The organism is Streptomyces sp. E11-3, assembly GCF_046540415.1.
GTDB lineage: Bacteria > Actinomycetota > Actinomycetes > Streptomycetales > Streptomycetaceae > Streptomyces.
In genome coordinates, this window is sequence record NZ_JAZGRL010000003.1 from 238,652 (window position 1) to 257,943 (window position 19,292).

Genomic DNA, 19,292 nt, shown 5'->3' on the forward strand with positions numbered 1-19,292 from the left:
CCCAGGCCCCCCAGGACTCCCCGGCCTCCCAGGCGGACATGCCCCTCGCCTCCTGCCGCCCTGCACGCCTTTGGACAGGGTTGAGACAACACCTACTTCGACGTCGGCGGGAAGCCTGGCCGCAGAAATGACCGATAGTGCGCGGAACTAGCTGCTCGGGTATCGCTTGTGAGCGGTCTATTTCGAATCGCTCAGGGGGCGGTCGCGGCGGGCGTCGTGCAGGACCGCGCCCCACCAGAGGAGCTGGTCGAGAAGAGCCGTCGCCGCGGTGTTGGGGGCGTCGGGCGCGTGCAGGGTGCCGTCGGCGGCGAAGAGTTCGTAGTAGCGGGGGAAGGAGACGTAGTCGCGGACCGTGTGGGAGTGGAGCTCGTTGAAGACCTGACGCAGCTGCTCGATGGCCAGCAGGCCGCCGCTGCCGCCGCTGTAGCCGACGAAGCCGATCGGCTTGGCCTGCCACTCGGTGAAGTGCCAGTCGATGGCGGCCTTGAGGGAGGCCGGGAAGCTGCGGTTGTACTCGGGGGTTACGACGACGACGGCGTCGGCGGCCGCGATCCGACGGGTGAGGTCGGCCATCTCAGCGGGGCGGGCCATGTCGGGCTCGAGTGCCGGAGGCACGGGCGGCAGTTCGAGCGGCAGGGGTGTGTCCGCGAGGTCGATCAGATCCACCGTGAACTGGCCGTGCTGTTTGGCCTGTTCGACGAACCAGCTCGCGACCACGGGGCCGAACCGGCCCTCCCTGACGCTACCGATGATCACCGCGAGGTTGAGGGTCTCACTGGGCATGCCTGCGCTCCTTCGTTACGACGGGAACCTTGGGCGGTCACGTCGACTCCCAAGCTGCCCGGCTGTCCGGAGGCGAGGAAGGCCGGGCCGATGGTGGTAGTGCCAGGGCCACGATGTCGGGGGCGCGTGGCTGTTACGTTCGGATCGTGAGCGACAACGAGCTGGGGATGTTTCTGCGTATCCGCCGCGAGGCCGTCACACCGGCCGATGTGGGGCTGCCCACCGGGCCCCGCCGTCGTACGCCGGGCCTGCGCCGGGCCGAGCTGGCCACCCTCGCCGGAGTGAGCGTCGAGTACGTGACCCGGCTGGAGCAGGGGCGCGACCGCCACCCGTCCGCGCAGGTACTGTCCGCGCTGGCCGACGCGCTACGGCTGGCCGCGAGCGAACGTATCCACCTGCACCGCCTCAGCAAGTCGGCCGAAGGCGGCTTCACCTGCATGGGCGGGGACGCGGCCCCGGCCCGCACGGTACGCCCCACCGTGCGCGCCCTGCTCGACCGCCTGGAACCCGCCCCCGCCGTCCTGCTCAACCGCCTGAGCGAGCTCCTCGCCTGGACCACCGGCTACGAACAACTGGCGGCCCCCACCGGCCTGCTGGACACCAACACCAACGCCAACGGCAACGGCAACGGTGACGCCAACGGCACCCCACCGAACCTCACCCGTTTCGTTTTCACCGACGCCCGGGCCCGTGCCGCATTCCCCGACTGGGACCGCGTGGCCGACAACCAGGTGGCCGCCCTCAAACAGGGCCCGTTCCGCGCGGACCCCGCCGTCGCCGCACTCGCCGACGAGCTGACCGTCACCGCAGGACCCGCATTCACCGACCGCGTCGACACCGTCCCCGGCCTCCCGAGGCCCACCGGCGTCGAGCGATGGCTCCACCCCCAAGCGGGCGAACTGCGCCTCTCCTACGAGACCCTCGAACTCCCCGTAGACGACGACCAGCGCCTCATCGTCCACCTCCCCGCCGACCCCGCCACTTCCCAGGCCCTGGACCACCTCAACGGCCGCCACCCCGGCTCCCTCCGAGCGGTCTCCGCCTGAGCGGCCGACAGCCTTCAGTCGGGGCTCAAGGGGCTGTAGTCCCCCGCGAGGCCAGGGTGTTGCCCGGGTCGGTTCCCCGGCCGAGGAGTTCGGCCAGGCCGCGGCGGGTGGCTGCGATGACCACGCGGTCGCGCGCGGTCAGGACGCGGTCGGGGTGGAGGTCCCACAGCAGGCGCGGCTGGTGCGGCTCCTCGGCGTACGGGGACGGAGTTACGGACAGGTCGGGCAGGTCGGGTGCCTGGGGTTTGGAGTCCAGGGCGATCACCCGCCAGGAACCGGGGCGGAACGTCTCCGCGACCGTGCGCCCCTCCAACCGCGCATGCCCCGCCACCTCGACGGCGGCGAACAGCAGCACCCGCCGTTCGACCGGGATGGCCCCGAGGATCTGTCGGCCCATCATGGCGCCCGCGAACGAGGGCGCGGCGAGCGTGGTGACACTGCGGCTGCGAGTGAGGGCGTCCGGGTGCGCGGCGCGCAGGGTGCGGTAGACGGCGGTGGCGAACGCGTCGTCGTACAGGCGCAGGACGACCCGCAGATCCGGCTTCGCGGTGCGGGCGTACAGCGCGGACTCGAGGTTGGTGGTGTCGACGCTCGTCAGGGCGAGGAGCGCATGGGCGCGGTGGATCTTGGCGGCCTCCAGGACGTCGTCCTGCGTGACGTCCCCGAGTACCACCGGAACGCGCAGCCGCCGGGCCAGCGGGATGCCGCGCGCCTCGGGGTCCTCCTCGACGCAGACCACGGGAATGTCCAGCTCTCTGAGGCGCGCGAGCACCCGGGTGCCGATCTTGCCCAGACCGAGCAGCACCACATGGCCCGAAAGGCCGCGCGGCGGCCGGTGCAGCGCCGACGCCGTACGGAACGCGCCGAGCCCTTCGAGGACGGCGGCCAGCAGGACGGGCAGCAGCAGGAGCCCCACGAATCCGGACAGGAGCTGCAGGATCTGCCGACTGAGCGGGCCGTCCGTGGCCGGGTCGTTGATGGAGAACAGGTCGAGGAAGGTGATGTAGCTCGCGTGCAGCGGATGGTCGTCGGTGAGCAGCAAGGACGTCATGGCGAGCGCGAGTACGGAGGCGACCAGACCGAGGAGCGAATAGCGCAGGCGCCGCGAGAAGAGCTGCGAGAGCGGCGCCCCGCGCCGGGCGAGTCGGCCGGGCGGCAGCGCGGGACCCGCGTGCGAGACCGCTTCGAGTGCGACGGTGCCACGGCCGGTCGCCGCCGCCACCGTGGCGTCGTCCGGGAGCAGTTGGGGCCCGTCGCGGCTGTCGTCCGATCCGTCCGTACCCTGCGGATCGCTGCTCGTCGCCGACAGCAGCGCGAGCGTGCACAGGCCGGGGTCGGCGACTGCGCCGGGCCGTGGCGGCGGGCGCTCCGCGGCGCGCAGGAGCAGCCCGTCGGCCTGGACGATCTTGCTGGTTCCCGCCACGGCGGTCGCGGCGAGTGCCGGTGCCGCGGTGTCCGCGTCCGACAGGACGGTGGTGGCGGATGCGGCGAACCCGGTGGGCCCGGTGGGCCGCAGGCTGGCGTCGGGTCCGCCGTCCGGGCCGGAGTCCGGGGCGGATTCCGGGTCGGAGAGTGCCGACGCCTGGTCGAGCAGGTCCTTCAGGTACTGGCCGAGCTTGCGGTTGTAGAGCCGGATCACCAGCGGCAGGCGCGGATTGAGGCGACGGACGGAGAGCGCCGCCCTGATGTTCGCCTCGTCGTCGTCATAGACGAGGGCGAGCGACGCGGCCTGCTCGACGCCCGCTTCGAGCAGCACCTCGTCGGTGAGTTCGGGCGCCTCGATGAGCCGCTCGGCCGTCTCGCCCTCGGCGCCCGCGCCATTGCCCGCCCCGCCGCGCCCCATCGCGGCCGACATCCTGCCGAGCAGCGCGGTCGCCCTGGCCCGCCCGGTGAGCGGCATCGGCGGCCGCCGCTCGGCGGTCGGCACGATGAGCGTCACGCGCTCCCGGTAGACGTCCCGCAACTCGGCGGCGAGCCGCTGGGCCAACGCGTCGTCACCACACACGATCATCTGCCCACTGGGCGTCTGGTGCGGCTGGGGCTGCAGTGGCACTTGAGTCACAGCAACGAGGGTGCCGTATCGAACGACCAGCACAAAGCAGGTTCGATCTACGGGCGCAAGGCAGGTTCGATCTACGGGGCTATGTACGGGCTGTGCGGGGCAACCTGCGGGGCGGCTACGGCGCTGCGAACCGCTCCCTCAGCTTGTACTTGAGCACCTTCCGTAGCGTCTCGTTGCGCGGCAGCGCGTCCACCAACTCCAGCTGCTCAGGGAGCTTGTGGACGGACAGGCCCGCGTCGCGCAGATAGGCCGTCACGGCCGGAAGCGTCAACTCCTCCGCGCCCTCCGGCTGTTCGACCACCGCGCACACCCGCTCGCCCCGTTCCGCGTCCGGCAGCCCGATGACCGCCGCGTCCCCCACCCCCGGGTGCTGGTGCAGCAGGTCCTCGATCTCCTTGGCGGAGATGTTCTCGCCCTTGCGGATGATGACGTCCTTGAGGCGGCCGGTGAGTACCAGGTGGCCGCTCTCCGTCAGATGGCCCAGGTCACCGGTGATCAGGAAGCCGTCCGGGTCGAAGGCGGCGGCGGTCTGGGCGGGGTCCAGGTAGCCGCGGCAGACGGCCTCGCCGCGTAGGCGTACCTCGCCGTCGGCTCCAGCGGTCAGTGGCTTGCCCTCCGGGTCCGTGATGCGGATCTCCATGGTGGACGGGGGGCGGCCCTCGGTGGTGGCCAGGTCCTGTGGCGTGTCGTCCGGGGAGCCCATGGTGATCATCGGGACCTCGGTCATGCCGTAGCCGTGGGTGAGTTGGCAGCCCAGCTCGTCGCGTACCGCGTGGTAGATCTCCGGTGGTTTGGGGGCGCCGCCGCCCGCCAGCAGGCGGAGCGTGGGGATCAGCCGGTTGCCCGGCCGCTTGCGCTGCTCGGTCAGGAACATGGAGTAGAAGGCCGTGGAGCCGCCCGCCGTCGTCACACCGTGCCTGCGGTAGCCGTCCAGTGCGTCCGGCAGGGCGAACTTCTCGAAGAGGACGGCGGGGAATCCGTAGAGCAGAAGCATCACCAGGTAGTCGGGGCCGCCTATGTGCGCGAAGGGGAAAGCGATCGATCCGACGTCGTCGGCCGACAGGTGCAGCGCGTGGGCCAGGCACGAGCCGCCCGCGATGAGCGAACGGTCGGTGTGCAGGACGCCCTTGGGGTCGGAGGTCGTTCCCGAGGTCCAGTAGATCCAGCGCACATCGGTTCCATCGGACGGCGGTTCGGGGAGTACGGACGGGTCGCCGTCCGGGAGTGTGCCGTACGCCGCGAAGACACCTCGCGCGCCGAGCCCCCGCGCCATCGCCGTGTGGTCGAAGCCCCGCCACACCCCGGGCGAGCCGAAGAAGTCCGCACCGGACTCGCGCAGCGCGAAGCCCACTTCGCGGTCACGGTAGAAGGGGATGACGGGCGTCTGTACCGCGCCGACGCGGGTCAGGGCGGCGGACAGCAGAACTGTCTCGATGCGGGTGGGGAGCTGCCAGGCCACCACCGTTCCGGGACGTACGCCCATGTCGTAGAGCCCGGCCGCGACCCGCTCCGCGCGCGAGCGCAGCTCGCCGAAGGTCAGCGTTCGGTCGGCCGCGGGGTCGGGTTCGGCCTGGATCAGGACGGGGTGGTCCGGGGTGAGTTCGGCGCGGCGTCTGATCAGCCCCCAGAAGGTAGGCGATGCGCCCAGTTCATGTGCGGTGACACTCATCGCGAACCCTCCGTAACGCCGTAGCACCACTAACTGATGGGCTGTCAGATTGTGGCGAGAGCGTAAGGCTCCGCGCCTTGTCGGTCCAGAGGCCCGAGGGCTAGCCTCTTTCTGACGGTCCATCAGAAACAGTCTTCAGAAACAGTCAGATGAGGGGAACCGATGGAACTGCCTCGGATCATCAGCGTCGACGACCACGTGATCGAGCCCGCGCACCTCTTCGAGACCTGGCTGCCGAAGAAGTACCAGGACCGCGGCCCCAAGCCGCTCACCGCCGGTATTGGCGAACTCGAGTACACCGGCGGCAAGTACGTCATCACCATGGACCCGGACGGGCCGCCCACCGACTGGTGGATCTACGAGGACCTCAAGTTCCCGTACAAGCGCAACATCGCCGCCGTCGGCTTCGACCGCGACGACATGACCCTGGAGGGCATCACCAGGGCCGAGATGCGCCGCGGCTGCTGGGACCCGGCGGCCCGCCTCGCGGACATGGACCTCAACCACGTCGAGGCCAGCCTCTGCTTCCCCACCTTCCCGCGCTTCTGCGGGCAGACCTTCGCCGAGGCGCACGACAAGGAGGTCGCGCTCGCCTGCGTACGCGCGTACAACGACTGGATGGTGGAGGAGTGGTGCGGCGACAGCGGCGGCCGGCTGATCCCGCTCTGCATCATCCCGCTCTGGGACATCGACCTGGCCGTCGCCGAGGTCAGGCGGAACGCCGCACGCGGGGTCCGGGCCGTCACCTTCTCGGAGATCCCGACCTACCTCGGGCTCCCCTCCATCCACTCCGCCTACTGGGACCCATTCTTCGCCGTCTGCCAGGAGACCGGCACGGTCGTCAACATGCACATCGGCAGCAGCTCGCAGATGCCCGCCGCATCCCCCGACGCGCCCCCCGCCGTCCAGGCCTCGCTCAGCTTCAACAACGCCATGGCCTCGATGATGGACTTCCTCTTCTCCGGAGTCCTGGTGAAGTTCCCCCAGCTCAAGCTTGCCTACAGCGAGGGCCAGATGGGCTGGATTCCGTACGCCCTGGAGCGCGCCGACGACGTGTGGGAGGAGCACCGGGCCTGGGGCGGGGTCAGGGACCTGATCCCCGAGCCGCCGTCCACGTACTACTACCGGCAGATGTTCTGCTGCTTCTTCCGCGACAAGCACGGGGTGGCGTCCCTGGACGTCGTCGGGCGCGACAACGCCACCTTCGAGACCGACTACCCGCACGTCGACTCGACCTTCCCGCATACGAAAGAGGTCGCGCTCGATCACGTGAAGGGCCTGGACGACGAGACCGTCTACAAGCTGATGCGCGGCAACGCCATCCGCATGCTCAGCCTCGACCTCGACAAGTGACTTCGACAACGACCTCGACGACCGACCTCGACAAGTGAGGCGAGGAGCGGACCTATGGACCTCACCTACACAGAAGAAGAGGAAGAGTTCCGGGCGCGGCTGCGCGAATGGCTCCACCAGGTGCTGCCCGGCCTCCCGCCCCGCCCCGCCCCCGACGACTGGCCAGGACGCAGGGCGTACGACCTCGGCTGGCAGCGGATGCTGTACGACGCCGGATACGCGGGCCTGCACTGGCCCGTGGACGCCGGCGGCCAGGGCGCGACGCCCACCCAGCACCTCATCTACCTGGAGGAGACCGAGCGCGCGGGCGCACCCTACGTAGGCGCCAACTTCGTGGGCCTGCTGCACGCCGGACCCACCATCGCAGCCGTTGGCACCCCGGACCAGCGCGCCCGCTGGCTGCCTCCCGTACTGCGCGGGGACGAGGTGTGGTGCCAGGGGTTCAGCGAGCCGGACGCGGGGTCCGATCTGGCCGCGCTGCGGACGCGTGCCGTACGGGACGGGGACACGTACGTCGTCAGCGGCTCCAAGATCTGGACCTCGCACGCGGAGGTCGCCGACTGGTGTGAACTCCTCGTCCGTACCGACCCGGACGCGCCCAAGCACCGGGGGATCTCCTGGCTGGCGATGCCGATGGACGCGCCGGGCGTCAGCATCCGGCCGCTGCGCACCCTCGCGGGCTCGACCGAGTTCGCCGAGATGTTCCTGGACGAGGTGCGGGTCCCGGTGGCGAACCGGGTCGGCGCGGAGCACGACGGCTGGCGGGTCACCATGGTCACCCTGTCGTTCGAGCGCGGCACGGCCTTCGTCGGGGAGGTCGTGGCCTGCCGCCGTACGCTCGGCCAACTGGCCGCCGAGGCCCGCAAGAACGGCCGCTGGGACGACCCCGTACTGCGCCGCAGACTGGGACGGCTGAGCGCCGAGTTCGGTGCGCTGTGGCGGCTCACCCAGGGGAACGTCAGCGAGGCCCAGCGCACCGGCGGGGTGCCGGGCATCGGCGGCTCGGTCTTCAAGCTCCGCTACTCGCACGCCCGCCAGGAGCTGTACGACACGGCGGCGGCCGTCCTCGGGCCCGACAGCCTCGACCTGGCCCGCGAGTGGAACCTGGACCGGCTCTCCTCGCTCTCGTACACGATCGCGGCCGGAACGTCGCAGATCCAGCGGAACATCGTGGCCGAGCGGATTCTCGGCCTGCCGAAGGGGCGGTGAGTCGTCCACCATGGACTTTCAACTCACGGACGACCAGCGGGCGTTGCGGTCGGGCGTACGGGAACTGCTGACCGGCCGCTTCGGGCGCGAGGCGCTCCGGACGGCCGCGGACGCCGCTGAGCCCTCGCTCGACCGCACCCTGTGGCGCGAGCTCGGCGACGCCGGGTTCTTCGCGCTGCGGCTCCCAGAGGGCGAGGGCGGCGTCGGCCTCGGGCTGCCCGAGGCGGTGCTGGCCTTCGAGGAGGCGGGGCGGGTGCTGCTGCCGGGGCCGCTGGTCGCCACGCATCTCGCGGCGGGTGAGGTGGCGGGGGCCGCCACGGGCGAGACGGTGGTCACCGCGGTCGACGGGGTGCTCGTCCCGTGGCTGGTCGCGTCGGACGTCGTACGGGGCGACGCGTCCGGCGCCGTACCGGTGCGGTCGCTGGACCCGATGACCCCGCTGCACCGGGTGCCCGGCGGCACGGCGGGGAGCGGCGCCCACGACCCCGTCGGTACGCTCCTCGCCGCCGCCGAGCAGCTCGGCAGTGCCGCCCGTACCTGCGAGATGGCCGTCCAATACGCCAAGGAAAGGGAGCAGTTCGGCCGGCCCATAGGCGCCTTCCAGGCCGTGCAGCACCTGTGCGCGCAGATGCTGGTACGGGCCGAGGTGGCGCGCAGTGCGGTGTACGCGGCCGCCGTGACCGGTGACGTACGGGAGATCGCGGGGGCCGGGCTGCTCGCCGACGAGGCGGCGGTCGGCAACGCGCGGGACTGCCTCCAGGTGTACGGCGGCATGGGATTCACCTGGGAGGCCGATGTCCATCTGCACCTCAAGCGGGCCTGGCTGCGCGCTGAGCTGGGGCAGTCGGCGGCCGAGGCGGAGGAGCTGCTGGCGACGGCGCTGTAACGCAGAGGTGATGGCGTGACTACACAGCGTCGATATCTACCTGTGTCCCAGGGCGCGCTCGTCACGGCACGGAGACGGGCCCTGGCTCCGGTACTCTCCGTGGGATGCGAGTGGTTCTGATGCTGAGCCATACCGGTGCGGCCACAGTGGCGGCCCCGGGAGCGGCGATGCGTACCTCTCGCAGGGCATGGCGGCGCTCTGCGCCCCATTGTTCGACTCCCCGGCGAGTGCGTCGCACAGTATGCCGCACGCGTACTCCTTCGCGCTGGTATATGCCTGAAGCGCTTGTTGGGGTGACTGTACGTCAACCATGCTGTCTCGTATGGGGATCACGCTCCGTGACCCCAAGGAGACACGAGGCGATGTGTCCGCCGGTTCGGATGGTGTGAGCGGTGCAGGTGCTTCAAGTGCAGACGGAGGTCAGGGCGGACCCCGCCGAGGTGGGGCGCGTCCGCCGGTGGGCCAGGGCTCGGCTGGCCCGCTGTGGAATAGGGCTGGACGAGCCGTTGGCCGAAGCCGTCGTACTGATCATTTCCGAGCTTGTCACCAACGCCGTTGTGCACACCGGTTCGCCCGCCGTGCTGAGCCTGCGGCTCCCCGAAGTCCCTGAGGAGTGCGCGGGGACGGTACGGGTCGAGGTCGCCGACATCAGCTCCCGACCGCCCCGGCCCCGGCACGCCGACAGCGACGCCACCCACGGCCGCGGCCTCGAACTCGTCGACGGGCTCGCCTCCCGGTGGGGGTGGCATCCGGAGGGCGCGGGCAAGCGCATCTGGTGCGAGGTGGATCGCGGCGAGCCGAGCGCCGGTCGGGTGGAACCCGCGTGCGCCGTCGCTTTTCCGGCATAGCTGACAGAACGCCGGGCAGGTATTGACGTGGCGTGACCGCCTGATCACGCTGGAGTTCAGCGATGCGCCGCGAGGGGACGTCGAGGAGGCCTGAGGCGGGGCCAGGCTTGACCTTGGCGAGTGCGGGTCGTGATTCGGCGCCAGCCGGAGTGGATGGCGGCGTGCACTGCCGCGCTCGGGGCGCCAGGAGCGCGCCGCCATCGTTCCGGCCTCTCGGATGTGTCAAACGCCTCCGATGCCTCCGACATCTCCGATGCCTCCGACATCTCCGACGCCTCCGACATCTCCGATGCCTCCGACATCTCCGATGCCTCCGACATCTCCGACGCCTCCGACATCTCCGACGCCTCCGACGTCTCTGATACCTCCGACGCCTCAGACTCCTCAGAGCACCGCCACCGGCGCGACCGGAGTGCCTGTGCCGCCGACGAACGGCTCCGGCATGGCCGACAGCAGGAACGTGTAGCGCGACTCCTGTGCACAGGCTGTGGACAACTCTTCGAGCTGGAAGTTCTGCCCCTGCAGCATGCCCATCTCGACCAGGTCGAGCGCGTGTACGGGCAGCCAGAGGTTCTCGATCTCCGGTGGGAAGATCTCGAAGGTGAGTGTGTCATTGGCGACCGCCGCGACATCCCGCGCGTGGAACCACTCCGGAGTGCGGACCGACAGGCCGGGCGACGGATAGCCGTACGCATGCTTGTCGCCCGCCAGATACACCTGCATCTGCCCGGTGCGTACGAGGACGATGTCACCAGAGCGTACGGCGACCCCCGCGAACTCCTCGGCCTCGGCCAGGTCTTCGGGGGTCACGGCATGGTCGCCCGGCAGCCGGTCCAGGCCCTTGGCGCGGGCGACGTCCAGCAGGACCCCGCGCGAGACGACGGGCCCGGTCTTGTCGATACCGCTGAACTGGGCGCCGGTGTGCGCGGTGATGGTGTCGGCCGGGCGCCCGTTGTAGAGCTTGCCCGAGTGGGAGACGTGGGTGAGCGCGTCCCAGTGCGTGGCCGCCTGGAGCCCCATGGCCACGGCGTCGTCGCTGCAGGCGATCGTGCCGGGACCGAACAGCTCCTGGTTGATCTGCACCATGCTGTGGAGCGGGTTGATCCGCCCCGGAATGATTCCGGTCTGCACCCCGTCCTGCTGGAGCGGCAGCGCGAGCGGGACCCGGCGCCCGGTCCTGACCTCGGCCGCGGCGTGCCGTACGACCTCGTCGGTGATGAGGTTGAGCGTCCCGATCTCGTCGTCCGGACCCCAACGGCCCCAGTTGTTCACGCGCTTGGCGATGTCGTGGAACTCGGGCGGAAGGGTCGGCGGTGCGGCGGACATGGGTCCTCCTCTTGCGCTTTCGCGTCCTCTGACCCATAAAATCTAACGGTCCGTCAGAAACCTCGGGAAGGGGCCGGTCGTGGGGAACTTCTTGGCAGGCAAGGTCGTCGCCGTGACCGGAGCCGGTCGGGGCATCGGGCGGGCGGTCGCGCTGGCCGCCGCGGCCGAGGGCGCGAAGGTCGTCGTCAACGACTACGGCGTCGCCATCGACGGCGGCGAACCCACCAGCGAGATAGCCGGGTCCGTGGTCAAGGAGATCCAGGCCGCGGGCGGTGAGGCGGTCGCGGTCGCCGACGACATCTCCACCATGGCGGGCGGCCAGCGGGTCGTGGACGTGGCGCAGACGGAGTACGGACGCCTGGACGGGGTCGTCTGCGTGGCCGGGATCCTGCGCGAGCGGATGCTGTTCAACATGTCGGAGGAGGAGTGGGACCCGGTCCTCGCCACGCATCTGAAGGGCACGTTCACCGTCTTCCGGGCCGCATCGGCGCTGATGCGCAAGCAGGGCACTGGCACCCTGATCGGCTTCACCAGCGGAAACCACCAGGGCAGCGTCTCGCAGGCCAACTACGCATCGGCCAAGGGCGGCATCATCTCGCTGGTACGGAGTGCGGCGCTCGGGCTGCACAAGTACGGGGTCACCGCGAACGCGGTGGCGCCTGTCGCGCGTACGCGGATGTCGGCCAACGTCCCGATGGAACTCAAGGAGATCGGGGAGCCGGAGGATGTGGCGGCCCTCGTGGTCTACCTGCTGAGCGAGCGGGCCCGAGAGGAGCGCATCACCGGGCAGGTGTACACCATCGCCGGGCCGAAGATCGCGGTGTGGGCGCAGCCGCGGGAGCTCAGGGCGGGGTACGCGGAGGGGGGTTGGACCCCGGCCAGGATCGCGGACTTTCTGCCGGGGACGGTGGGCACGGACCCGATGCCGATGCTGGCGCGGCTGGAGGAGATGGAGTCGGCGGCGGCGAGGAGGAGGGCGGGCTGAATTTCAGCCCGTCCGGCGATTGAGGACACGCCCGAAGGGCGTTCGGGGTCTGGGGGCTTGCCCCCAGTTACGGGAAGGGGCGGGGTGGGGTGAAGAAAACGCAGTGACCGACGCCGCACCCAACCGGCGGGAGGCAGCATGGAGTTCGGGTTCACCCAAGAGGACGACGCGTTCAGGCGCGAAGCCCGCGCCTGGCTCAAGACGCATCTCGTCGGCGAGTTCGCCGAAGCCGCGGGCCACGGCGGTCCCGGCAGCGAGCACGAGGGCGCGGACATCCGCCGCGCCTGGGAGCGAGAGCTGGGCGCGGCCGGCTGGATCGGCCTGGGGTGGGCGGACTCCGCGTACGGGAACAGGACAGCCACCCTCACCCAACAGGTCGTCTGGGCCGAGGAGTACGCCCGAGCCAAGGCCCCCGCCCGCTACGGCCACATAGGCGAGAACCTCCTGGCCCCCACGCTCATCGCCTACGGCACCGAAGAGCAGAAGCGCCGCTTCCTACCTCCCATCGCCCGAGGCGAGACCCTCTGGTGCCAGGGCTACAGCGAACCCGGCGCCGGATCGGACCTCGCCGGTGTGCGCACCACGGCACGGCGGGAGGACGACGGGTCCACGTACCGCGTCACCGGCCAGAAGATCTGGACCTCGCTCGCCCACGACGCCGACTGGTGCTTCGTCCTGGCCAGGACCGACCCCGACTCCCAGCGCCACCACGGCCTGTCGTTCCTGCTGGTCCCGATGGACCAGCCGGGCAGGATCGAGGTGAGGCCCATCACCCAACTGACCGGCACCAGCGAGTTCAACGAGGTCTTCTTCGACGGAGCAGAGGCAGCCGCCGCGGACGTCGTGGGCGGGCCGGGCAACGGCTGGTCCGTAGCGATGGGACTGCTCGCGCTGGAGCGCGGAGTGTCCACGCTGGTCCAGCAGATCGGCTTCGCCGAGGAGCTCTCGGGCGTGGTGCGCGAGGCCGTCGCCTCGGGGGCGGCCGCCGACGACCCCGTACTCAGGGACCGCCTCGTACGTCAGTGGGCCGAACTCCGCACGATGCGCTGGAACGCCCTGCGCACACTGGGCAGTTCAGGCCAGGGCGAGAGCCAGGGGCAAGTAGTAGGCGCACCCAGCGTCGCCAAGCTCCTCTGGGGTGGCTGGCACCAGCGCCTGGGCGAGCTGGCCCTGGCGGTGAGGGGCCCAGCCGCGACGGTCGGCCCGTACGACTGGAGTGAGCGCAGTGCGTACGAACTGGACGCCTGGCAGCGCCTGTTCCTCTTCACTCGCGCCGACACCGTCTACGGCGGCTCGGACGAGATCCAGCGCAACATCATCGCCGAGCGCGTACTCGGCCTGCCCAAGGAACCCAAGGGAGGTGTCCGATGAGAGGTGTCGTCTTCGACGGCAAGCGGACCCAGGTGGTCGACGACCTGGAGATACGCGAGCCGGGACCGGGTGAGGTGCTGGTCGCGGTCGCCGCGGCCGGGCTGTGCCACAGCGATCTGTCCGTGGTCGACGGGACGATCCCGTTCCCGCAGCCGGTGGTGCTCGGGCACGAGGGCGCCGGGGTGGTCGAGGCGGTCGGCGCGGGAGTGACTCACGTGGCGCCCGGCGACCATGTCGCGCTGTCCACGCTCGCCAACTGCGGGGCATGCGCGGAGTGCGACCGCGGACGTCCCACGATGTGCCGCAAGGCGATCGGGATGCCGGGGCAGCCGTTCGCACGCGGCGGTCGGCCGCTGTACCAGTTCGCCTCGAACTCGGCTTTCGCCGAACGGACGTTGGTCAAGGCCGTACAGGCGGTGAAGATCCCCGAGGACATTCCGCTGACATCGGCCGCGTTGATCGGGTGCGCGGTGCTGACGGGGGTGGGCGCCGTACTCAACCGCGCGCGCGTGGACCGCGGCGACAGTGTGGTCGTGCTCGGCGCGGGCGGGGTCGGGCTCAACGTGCTCCAAGGGGCGCGGCTCGCGGGGGCGCTCACCATCGTGGCGGTGGACGCGAATCCGGCGAAGGAGGCGGCGGCCCGGCAGTTCGGGGCGACGCACTTCATCGACGCGGCACAGGTCCCCGACACCTCCGCCGCCGTGCGCGAGATCCTGCCGACCGGCGCGGACCATGTCTTCGAGTGCGTCGGCAGTACGAAACTGATCCGGCAGGCCGTGGACCTGCTCGACCGGCACGGCCAGGCCGTGCTGCTCGGCATGCCGGGCGCCAAGGCCGAGGCGTCCTTCGTGCCCGCGAACCTGTTCCTGGACAAGTCGATCCTGGGCTGCCGGTACGGGGCCTCCCGGCCGCAGCGGGACATCGCGCTCTACGCGGAGCTGTACCGGCAGGGGCGGCTGCTCCTGGACGAGCTGGTGACGGCGACGTACCCGGTGGAGGACTTCGCGAAGGCGGTGGACGACGCGGAGCAGGGGCGGGTGGCGCGAGGGGTGCTGACGTTCGGCTGAACGTCACGCGCGTACGCGCTACTTGGCCGTCCAGGGGCCTGCCCGGCGGATCGTGCCGGACAGGCCCCTGGCCCCGGGGAGGGCTCAGCGCTTGAGCGTGAAGGTGAAGTCGTCGGAGAGCTTGCCGCTCAGCCGGACTGCCGAAACGACCTTCCCCTCCGTGATCAGTCTCTCGACCTCGGCCCGCGAAAGACCGCAACCGTCGGCGATCAGTCGCACCGGCCGGACCGGGATCCGCGCCGCGAAGCGGACCGAGATGTCGATCACCTCGCGGTCCAGGTGATCCGATCCGCCGGTGTCGAGGCGCCAGGCACCGGCCCAGTCGAGGGCGATGCGATTGCGGCGCCGTACGACCGGATCCTGGAGCAACTCAGCTGCCAGGGCAGGGTCGTTGCCATGCATCCGGTCCAGCAGCTCAGGTCGTACGGAGCGTACGTTCATCCGCTCCCAGATCGTCAGCTTCGCCGTGTCCCCGCAAGCGGTACAGAGCACGAGGAGCCAGGCGTCGAGGACCTTGTGGTTCGCGTTGACGCGAAATTTGCCGTTCGCCCGGAAGCGCTCGGACGTGCACGCGTGGCAACGGCGCAGAACGGTCGGCAGGCAGGTGGGCATGACCAGCCAGTCATTGAGCACAGAAGTACACCGGTTTCAGTGAGAAGTCCGCAGCAAGAAGAAGCGCGGCGCATATGCGCGACGCGCGACAGATCAGCTCTCGGGAGGTCTCACAGGGTGTACAACGGCACGTCCTTGCCTAGACGACTTGGCTCGGCAGCAAGGTAGGGCAGCACAGGGGCGCTGCTCCACTGGTTTTCGAGCGCCTCATCGCCGGACAGGCCTGCCCTGGCCCTCTATTCGGCGACTCGGCGACTCGGCGACTCGGCGAGTCGGAGATTCGGCTATTCGGCGGCAGCCCGGAACGTACGCCGATACGCCGTCGGCGTCACCCCGAGCGCCCCCTGCACGTGCTGCCGCATGGACTGCGCCGTGCCGAAGCCCGCGTCCCGCGCGACCTGGTCCATGGAAAGCCCGGTGCTCTCCAGCAGGTACCTGGCCCGCTCCACGCGCTGCTGGGTGAGCCACTGGCCAGGGCTGACACCCGTCTCCTCGCGGAAGCGGCGGGTGAAGGTCCGCACCGACATGGACTCCTGCTCGGCCATGTCGCGCAGCTGGATCGGCTCCTGCAGGCGTCCGAGCGCCCAGGCGCGCGCGGTGGTTGTGGTCGCCAACTGAGGCTCGGGCATGGGGCGTTCGATGAACTGGGCCTGTCCGCCGTCCCGGTGGGGCGGTACGACGGTGCGGCGGGCGACCTCGTTGGCGACCGCCGTGCCGTGGTCGCGGCGCACGATGTGCAGGCAGAGGTCGAGGCCCGCGGCGACTCCCGCGGAGGTCAGGACGTCGCCGTCGTCGATGAAGAGGACGTCCGCGTCGACCTTGATGGTGGGGAACAGCTGCTGGAAGTGATCGGCGGACGACCAGTGCGTGGTGGCGGGGCGGCCGTCGAGATAGCCCGCCGCCGCCAGGACGTACCCACCGGTGCAGATGGCGACCAGCCGGGTGCCGGGCCTGACCTGGGCGAGCGCGGCGGCCAGTTCGGGGGTCAGCCGCCCTTCCTCGTATACCGGGCCGAGTTCGTACGAGGCGGGGACGACGACGGTGTCGGCGGTGGCCAGCGCCTCGGGTCCGTGCTCGACGAGTACGGCGAAGTCGGAGTCCGTACGGACCGGGCCGGGCGGGCGGATCGAGCAGGTGACGATCTCGTACAGGTGGCGGCCGGTGGTGTCCTTGGCGCGCCCGAAGACGCGATGCGGGATGCCGAGCTCGAAGGGGAGCAGGCCGTCCAGGGCGAGCACGACCACGCGGTGGGGTGGGGGCTGAGGCGGTGGCTGGGTCGGCGGCTGAGTCGGCGGCTGGTGGGGCGAGGTAGCCATGGCCCGATCGTAGCGAATGCTGTCCTTTGGGCCACTCGATTGACGTGATCGCGACCAGCAGGCTGTATCGCGTGACGCAGACGACCGACACCGACATCGCCGCCCACCAGCCCATCCCGCGCAAGCAGCCGCGTATCCACCGCGCGTGGATCGTCGCGGCCGTCACCTTCGTGACGCTCATCGGCGGGGCCGCCTTCAACGCCCTGCCGGGCGTGCTGATCGACCCGCTGCACCAGGAGTTCGACTGGTCGCGCGGTGAGATCAGCTTCGCGATCTCGATCACCATGGCGCTGTACGGGCTCACCGCGCCGTTCGCCGCCGCGCTGATGGACCGCTTCGGCATCCGCCGGGTCGTGGCCGTGGCGCTGAGCATGATCGCCGCGGGCTCGCTGCTCAGCGTGTTCATGACGGCGAGCTGGCAGCTGATGCTCTACTGGGGCGTGCTGGTCGGCCTCGGTACGGGCTCGATGGCGCTGGCGTTCTCGGCGACGGTCACCAACCGCTGGTTCGTGGCGCGGCGTGGCCTGGTCACCGGCATCCTGACCGCGGCGGGCGCCTCCGGCCAGTTGGTCTTCCTCCCGCTCTGCGCCTGGATTGTCGAGGAACACGGCTGGCGGCCCGCGTCCGTCACGGTCACGCTCGCGGCGGTGGTCGTGGTCCCCTTCGTCTGGCTGCTGATGCGCGACCACCCGGCCGATGTCGGTCTGGCCCCGTACGGTGGCGAGTACGTCGAGAAGCCCGCGCCCCAGCGGGGTGCGGCGCGGCGCGCGGTGCGGATCCTTGTCGACGCCTCTCGGACCGGCCCCTTCTGGCTGCTCTGCGGCACCTTCGCGATCTGCGGCGCCTCCACGAACGGGCTGATCCGTACCCACTTCGTCCCGGCCGCCCACGACCACGGCATGGCGATCACGGCCGCCGCCTCGCTGCTCGCGGTGATCGGCATCTTCGACATCATCGGCACGATCGGCTCCGGCTGGCTGACCGACCGCTACGACCCGCGCCGCCTGTTGGCCGTGTACTACGCCCTGCGCGGGCTCTCGCTGATCCTGCTCCCGTCGCTCCTCGCGCCGGACGTACGCCCTCCGATGATCTTCTTCATCGTCTTCTACGGCCTGGACTGGATCGCCACGGTGCCGCCCACGATCGCCCTGTGCCGTGAGCACTACGGCGACGACAGCGCGATCGTGTTCGGGTGGGTGCTGGCCTCGCACCAGGTGGGGGCGGCGCTGGTGGCGTTCCTCGGCGGCGTGGCACGGGACGCCTTCGGCTCGTACACCGTGGTCTGGCACGCGTCGGGCGCGCTGTGCGCGGCGGCGGCGCTGATGGCGCTGGTGATCCGGGGACGGCATTCCAGCCCGTCCGGCGTTTGAGGACATCTTGTAAAGCCCGGCCGGCGCCTGAGGCCTTACGGGAAGGGGCGGGGTGGGGGCCAAATCCCTGACCGCAACCACCCACCACCCGCGGCCCACCACCCGCGGCCCACCACCCGCGGCCCACGCCCCGCGACCTACTCCGACAGCCGCCCGAACCGCCCCTGATGGAACAGCAGCGGCGATCCCGCACCGTCGGCCGCCCCCAGCGCATCCACCCGCCCCACCACGATCAGGTGATCACCCCCGGTGTGCACGGCATGGATCGTGCAGTCGATCCACGCGGGCGCGCCCGCGAGCCGAGGCGCCCCGGACACGGGCGCCGCGTCATAGGCGACCCCCGCGAACTTGTCCGCCCCGCTCACCGCGAACCCCCGGCACAGCTCACCCTGTTCGGCCCCGAGGATGTTCACGCAGAACGCGCCCGCGCGGGCGATACGGGGCCAGGTGGTCGACGTACGCGCGACCATGAAGGCGACCAGCGGCGGGTCGAGGGAGAGCGAGCTGAAGGACTGGCAGGCGAACCCGGCGGGACCGCTCGCGGTGATGACCGTGACGCCGGTGGCGAAGTGACCCAGTACGCGCCGGAACTCGGCCGCATCAACCGGCACCCGCTCGTCGTCGCCAACGGCGCGCAGGTCCGGGCGCGGCAGCGCTTCCACGGGCTCGGCGACCGTGGGTGCGCCAACTGACCTGAGGTACCGGACGGCGGTCGCGGCCATCCCTGCATGTCCCATCACGCCTTCCATTAGAACTGACGGTACGTCAGATAGAAAGGGCTCAGCGCCCGTTGTATCGGGGCGTGCGACGCTCCACGAAGCTCGCCACACCCTCGTTGGCGTCCCGCGTCGTCATGTTGATCTCCTGCGCCGACGCCTCGGCGGCGAAGGCGGCGGTGCGGTCCCCGTCCAGCGAGGCGTTGACGAGCTGCTTGGTCAACGCGAGGGCACGGGTGGGGCCTTGGGCGAGCCGCTCGGCCCACGCGCGAGCCGTCTTCTCAAGGTCCTCGCCGGGGACGACCCGATTGACGAGCCCGATCCGCTCGGCTTCGACGGCCGGGACGGAATCCCCGAAGAACATCAGCTCCTTGGCGCGCTGCGGTCCGATCAGACGGGGCAGCAGGTACGCGCCGCCGCCGTCCGGGACGAGTCCGCGCCGTACGAACACCTCGATGAACTTGGCCTGTTCGGCGGCGATGACCAGATCGCACGCGAAGGCGAGGTGGGCGCCGATCCCGGCGGCGGTGCCGTTCACGGCGGCGATCACCGGCTTCTCGCAGTCCAGGACCGCGGCGATCAGGCGCTGGGCGCCCTGGCGGATGGTGCGGGCTACGTCGCCGGGGACGCGCTCGGCGGAGGCGGAGGCGGAGGCGGAAGCGGGGGCGGGGGC

At 70.7% G+C, this 19,292-nt stretch carries 17 protein-coding genes; 9 read left to right on the forward strand and 8 right to left on the reverse strand.

Annotated elements, in window-relative coordinates; translation table 11 throughout:
- Nucleotides 1-177: 177 nt before the first annotated feature.
- Nucleotides 178-783, reverse strand: coding sequence for an NADPH-dependent FMN reductase (locus U9R90_RS30680; RefSeq protein ID WP_411060144.1), 606 nt, complete (start codon nt 781-783; stop codon nt 178-180).
- A 146-nt stretch (nt 784-929) separates the two neighbouring features.
- On the opposite strand from U9R90_RS30680, the gene U9R90_RS30685 reads away from it, so the two are divergent.
- Nucleotides 930-1,829, forward strand: coding sequence for a helix-turn-helix domain-containing protein (locus U9R90_RS30685; protein WP_411060146.1), 900 nt, complete (start codon nt 930-932; stop codon nt 1,827-1,829).
- A gap of 25 nt (nt 1,830-1,854) precedes the next feature.
- Here the strand turns inward: U9R90_RS30685 and U9R90_RS30690 are convergent, their stop codons facing one another.
- Together U9R90_RS30690 and U9R90_RS30695 are read right to left on the reverse strand one after the other, a co-directional pair.
- The gene (locus U9R90_RS30690) at nt 1,855-3,840 is read right to left on the reverse strand and encodes an NAD-binding protein (RefSeq protein WP_411060958.1); all 1,986 of its coding nucleotides are present in this window, start codon (nt 3,838-3,840) and stop codon (nt 1,855-1,857) included.
- Between the two features lie 166 nt (nt 3,841-4,006).
- Nucleotides 4,007-5,560, reverse strand: a complete 1,554-nt coding sequence (locus U9R90_RS30695; protein ID WP_411060148.1) for a class I adenylate-forming enzyme family protein — start codon at nt 5,558-5,560, stop codon at nt 4,007-4,009.
- A gap of 162 nt (nt 5,561-5,722) precedes the next feature.
- On the opposite strand from U9R90_RS30695, the gene U9R90_RS30700 reads away from it, so the two are divergent.
- From U9R90_RS30700 to U9R90_RS30715, 4 genes are all read left to right on the forward strand, one after another.
- Nucleotides 5,723-6,913, forward strand: a complete 1,191-nt coding sequence (locus U9R90_RS30700; protein ID WP_411060150.1) for an amidohydrolase family protein — start codon at nt 5,723-5,725, stop codon at nt 6,911-6,913.
- Nucleotides 6,914-6,967: 54 nt separating this feature from the next.
- Complete coding sequence (locus tag U9R90_RS30705) at nt 6,968-8,122, forward strand: acyl-CoA dehydrogenase (protein ID WP_411060152.1); 1,155 nt, start codon at nt 6,968-6,970, stop codon at nt 8,120-8,122.
- 10 nt (nt 8,123-8,132) lie between these two features.
- The gene (locus U9R90_RS30710) at nt 8,133-9,008 is read left to right on the forward strand and encodes an acyl-CoA dehydrogenase family protein (RefSeq protein WP_411060154.1); all 876 of its coding nucleotides are present in this window, start codon (nt 8,133-8,135) and stop codon (nt 9,006-9,008) included.
- 392 nt (nt 9,009-9,400) lie between these two features.
- A complete protein-coding gene (locus U9R90_RS30715) occupies nt 9,401-9,856 on the forward strand; it encodes an ATP-binding protein (protein WP_411060155.1) in 456 nt (151 codons plus the stop codon).
- Between the two features lie 384 nt (nt 9,857-10,240).
- Here U9R90_RS30715 and U9R90_RS30720 read toward each other — a convergent pair whose 3' ends face one another.
- A complete protein-coding gene (locus U9R90_RS30720) occupies nt 10,241-11,182 on the reverse strand; it encodes a cyclase family protein (RefSeq protein ID WP_411060156.1) in 942 nt (313 codons plus the stop codon).
- A 79-nt stretch (nt 11,183-11,261) separates the two neighbouring features.
- Here U9R90_RS30720 and U9R90_RS30725 point away from each other — a divergent pair, with 79 nt between their 5' ends.
- From U9R90_RS30725 to U9R90_RS30735, 3 genes are all read left to right on the forward strand, one after another.
- The gene (locus U9R90_RS30725) at nt 11,262-12,167 is read left to right on the forward strand and encodes an SDR family oxidoreductase (RefSeq protein WP_411060158.1); all 906 of its coding nucleotides are present in this window, start codon (nt 11,262-11,264) and stop codon (nt 12,165-12,167) included.
- Between the two features lie 138 nt (nt 12,168-12,305).
- Nucleotides 12,306-13,538 carry an acyl-CoA dehydrogenase family protein gene (locus U9R90_RS30730; protein WP_411060159.1) on the forward strand — a complete coding sequence of 411 codons (1,233 nt, stop codon included), beginning with the start codon at nt 12,306-12,308 and terminating at the stop codon, nt 13,536-13,538.
- On the forward strand, nt 13,535-14,605 hold the full coding sequence (locus U9R90_RS30735) for a Zn-dependent alcohol dehydrogenase (protein WP_411060161.1): 1,071 nt from the start codon (nt 13,535-13,537) through the stop codon (nt 14,603-14,605). Before U9R90_RS30730 ends, U9R90_RS30735 begins: the two co-directional genes overlap by 4 nt.
- Nucleotides 14,606-14,689: 84 nt before the next feature.
- Here the strand turns inward: U9R90_RS30735 and U9R90_RS30740 are convergent, their stop codons facing one another.
- Both U9R90_RS30740 and U9R90_RS30745 read right to left on the reverse strand, forming a co-directional pair.
- On the reverse strand, nt 14,690-15,217 hold the full coding sequence (locus U9R90_RS30740; protein ID WP_411060162.1) for a DUF1062 domain-containing protein: 528 nt from the start codon (nt 15,215-15,217) through the stop codon (nt 14,690-14,692).
- A gap of 284 nt (nt 15,218-15,501) precedes the next feature.
- Complete coding sequence (locus U9R90_RS30745) at nt 15,502-16,533, reverse strand: GlxA family transcriptional regulator (protein WP_411060164.1); 1,032 nt, start codon at nt 16,531-16,533, stop codon at nt 15,502-15,504.
- 71 nt (nt 16,534-16,604) lie between these two features.
- Between U9R90_RS30745 and U9R90_RS30750 the strand changes: the two genes are divergently transcribed.
- The gene (locus U9R90_RS30750) at nt 16,605-17,903 is read left to right on the forward strand and encodes an MFS transporter (RefSeq protein ID WP_411060166.1); all 1,299 of its coding nucleotides are present in this window, start codon (nt 16,605-16,607) and stop codon (nt 17,901-17,903) included.
- Nucleotides 17,904-18,040: 137 nt separating this feature from the next.
- Here U9R90_RS30750 and U9R90_RS30755 read toward each other — a convergent pair whose 3' ends face one another.
- Nucleotides 18,041-18,640, reverse strand: coding sequence for a flavin reductase family protein (locus tag U9R90_RS30755; protein WP_411060168.1), 600 nt, complete (start codon nt 18,638-18,640; stop codon nt 18,041-18,043).
- A 43-nt stretch (nt 18,641-18,683) separates the two neighbouring features.
- The coding region (locus tag U9R90_RS30760; protein ID WP_411060170.1) for an enoyl-CoA hydratase/isomerase family protein at nt 18,684-19,292 on the reverse strand (609 nt) is incomplete at its 5' end.

Excerpts from the sequence above, each read along its gene's own strand:
- U9R90_RS30680 (WP_411060144.1), bottom strand. The coding sequence starts at position 783 with ATGCCCAGTGAGACCCTCAACCTCGCGGTGATCATCGGTAGCGTCAGG.
- U9R90_RS30690 (WP_411060958.1), bottom strand. The coding sequence starts at position 3,840 with ATGATCGTGTGTGGTGACGACGCGTTGGCCCAGCGGCTCGCCGCCGAG.
- U9R90_RS30695 (WP_411060148.1), bottom strand. The coding sequence starts at position 5,560 with ATGAGTGTCACCGCACATGAACTGGGCGCATCGCCTACCTTCTGGGGG.
- U9R90_RS30700 (WP_411060150.1), top strand. The coding sequence starts at position 5,723 with ATGGAACTGCCTCGGATCATCAGCGTCGACGACCACGTGATCGAGCCC.
- U9R90_RS30705 (WP_411060152.1), top strand. The coding sequence starts at position 6,968 with ATGGACCTCACCTACACAGAAGAAGAGGAAGAGTTCCGGGCGCGGCTG.
- U9R90_RS30710 (WP_411060154.1), top strand. The coding sequence starts at position 8,133 with ATGGACTTTCAACTCACGGACGACCAGCGGGCGTTGCGGTCGGGCGTA.
- U9R90_RS30720 (WP_411060156.1), bottom strand. The coding sequence starts at position 11,182 with ATGTCCGCCGCACCGCCGACCCTTCCGCCCGAGTTCCACGACATCGCC.
- U9R90_RS30730 (WP_411060159.1), top strand. The coding sequence starts at position 12,306 with ATGGAGTTCGGGTTCACCCAAGAGGACGACGCGTTCAGGCGCGAAGCC.
- U9R90_RS30735 (WP_411060161.1), top strand. The coding sequence starts at position 13,535 with ATGAGAGGTGTCGTCTTCGACGGCAAGCGGACCCAGGTGGTCGACGAC.
- U9R90_RS30740 (WP_411060162.1), bottom strand. The coding sequence starts at position 15,217 with ATGCCCACCTGCCTGCCGACCGTTCTGCGCCGTTGCCACGCGTGCACG.
- U9R90_RS30745 (WP_411060164.1), bottom strand. The coding sequence starts at position 16,533 with ATGGCTACCTCGCCCCACCAGCCGCCGACTCAGCCGCCGACCCAGCCA.
- U9R90_RS30755 (WP_411060168.1), bottom strand. The coding sequence starts at position 18,640 with ATGGGACATGCAGGGATGGCCGCGACCGCCGTCCGGTACCTCAGGTCA.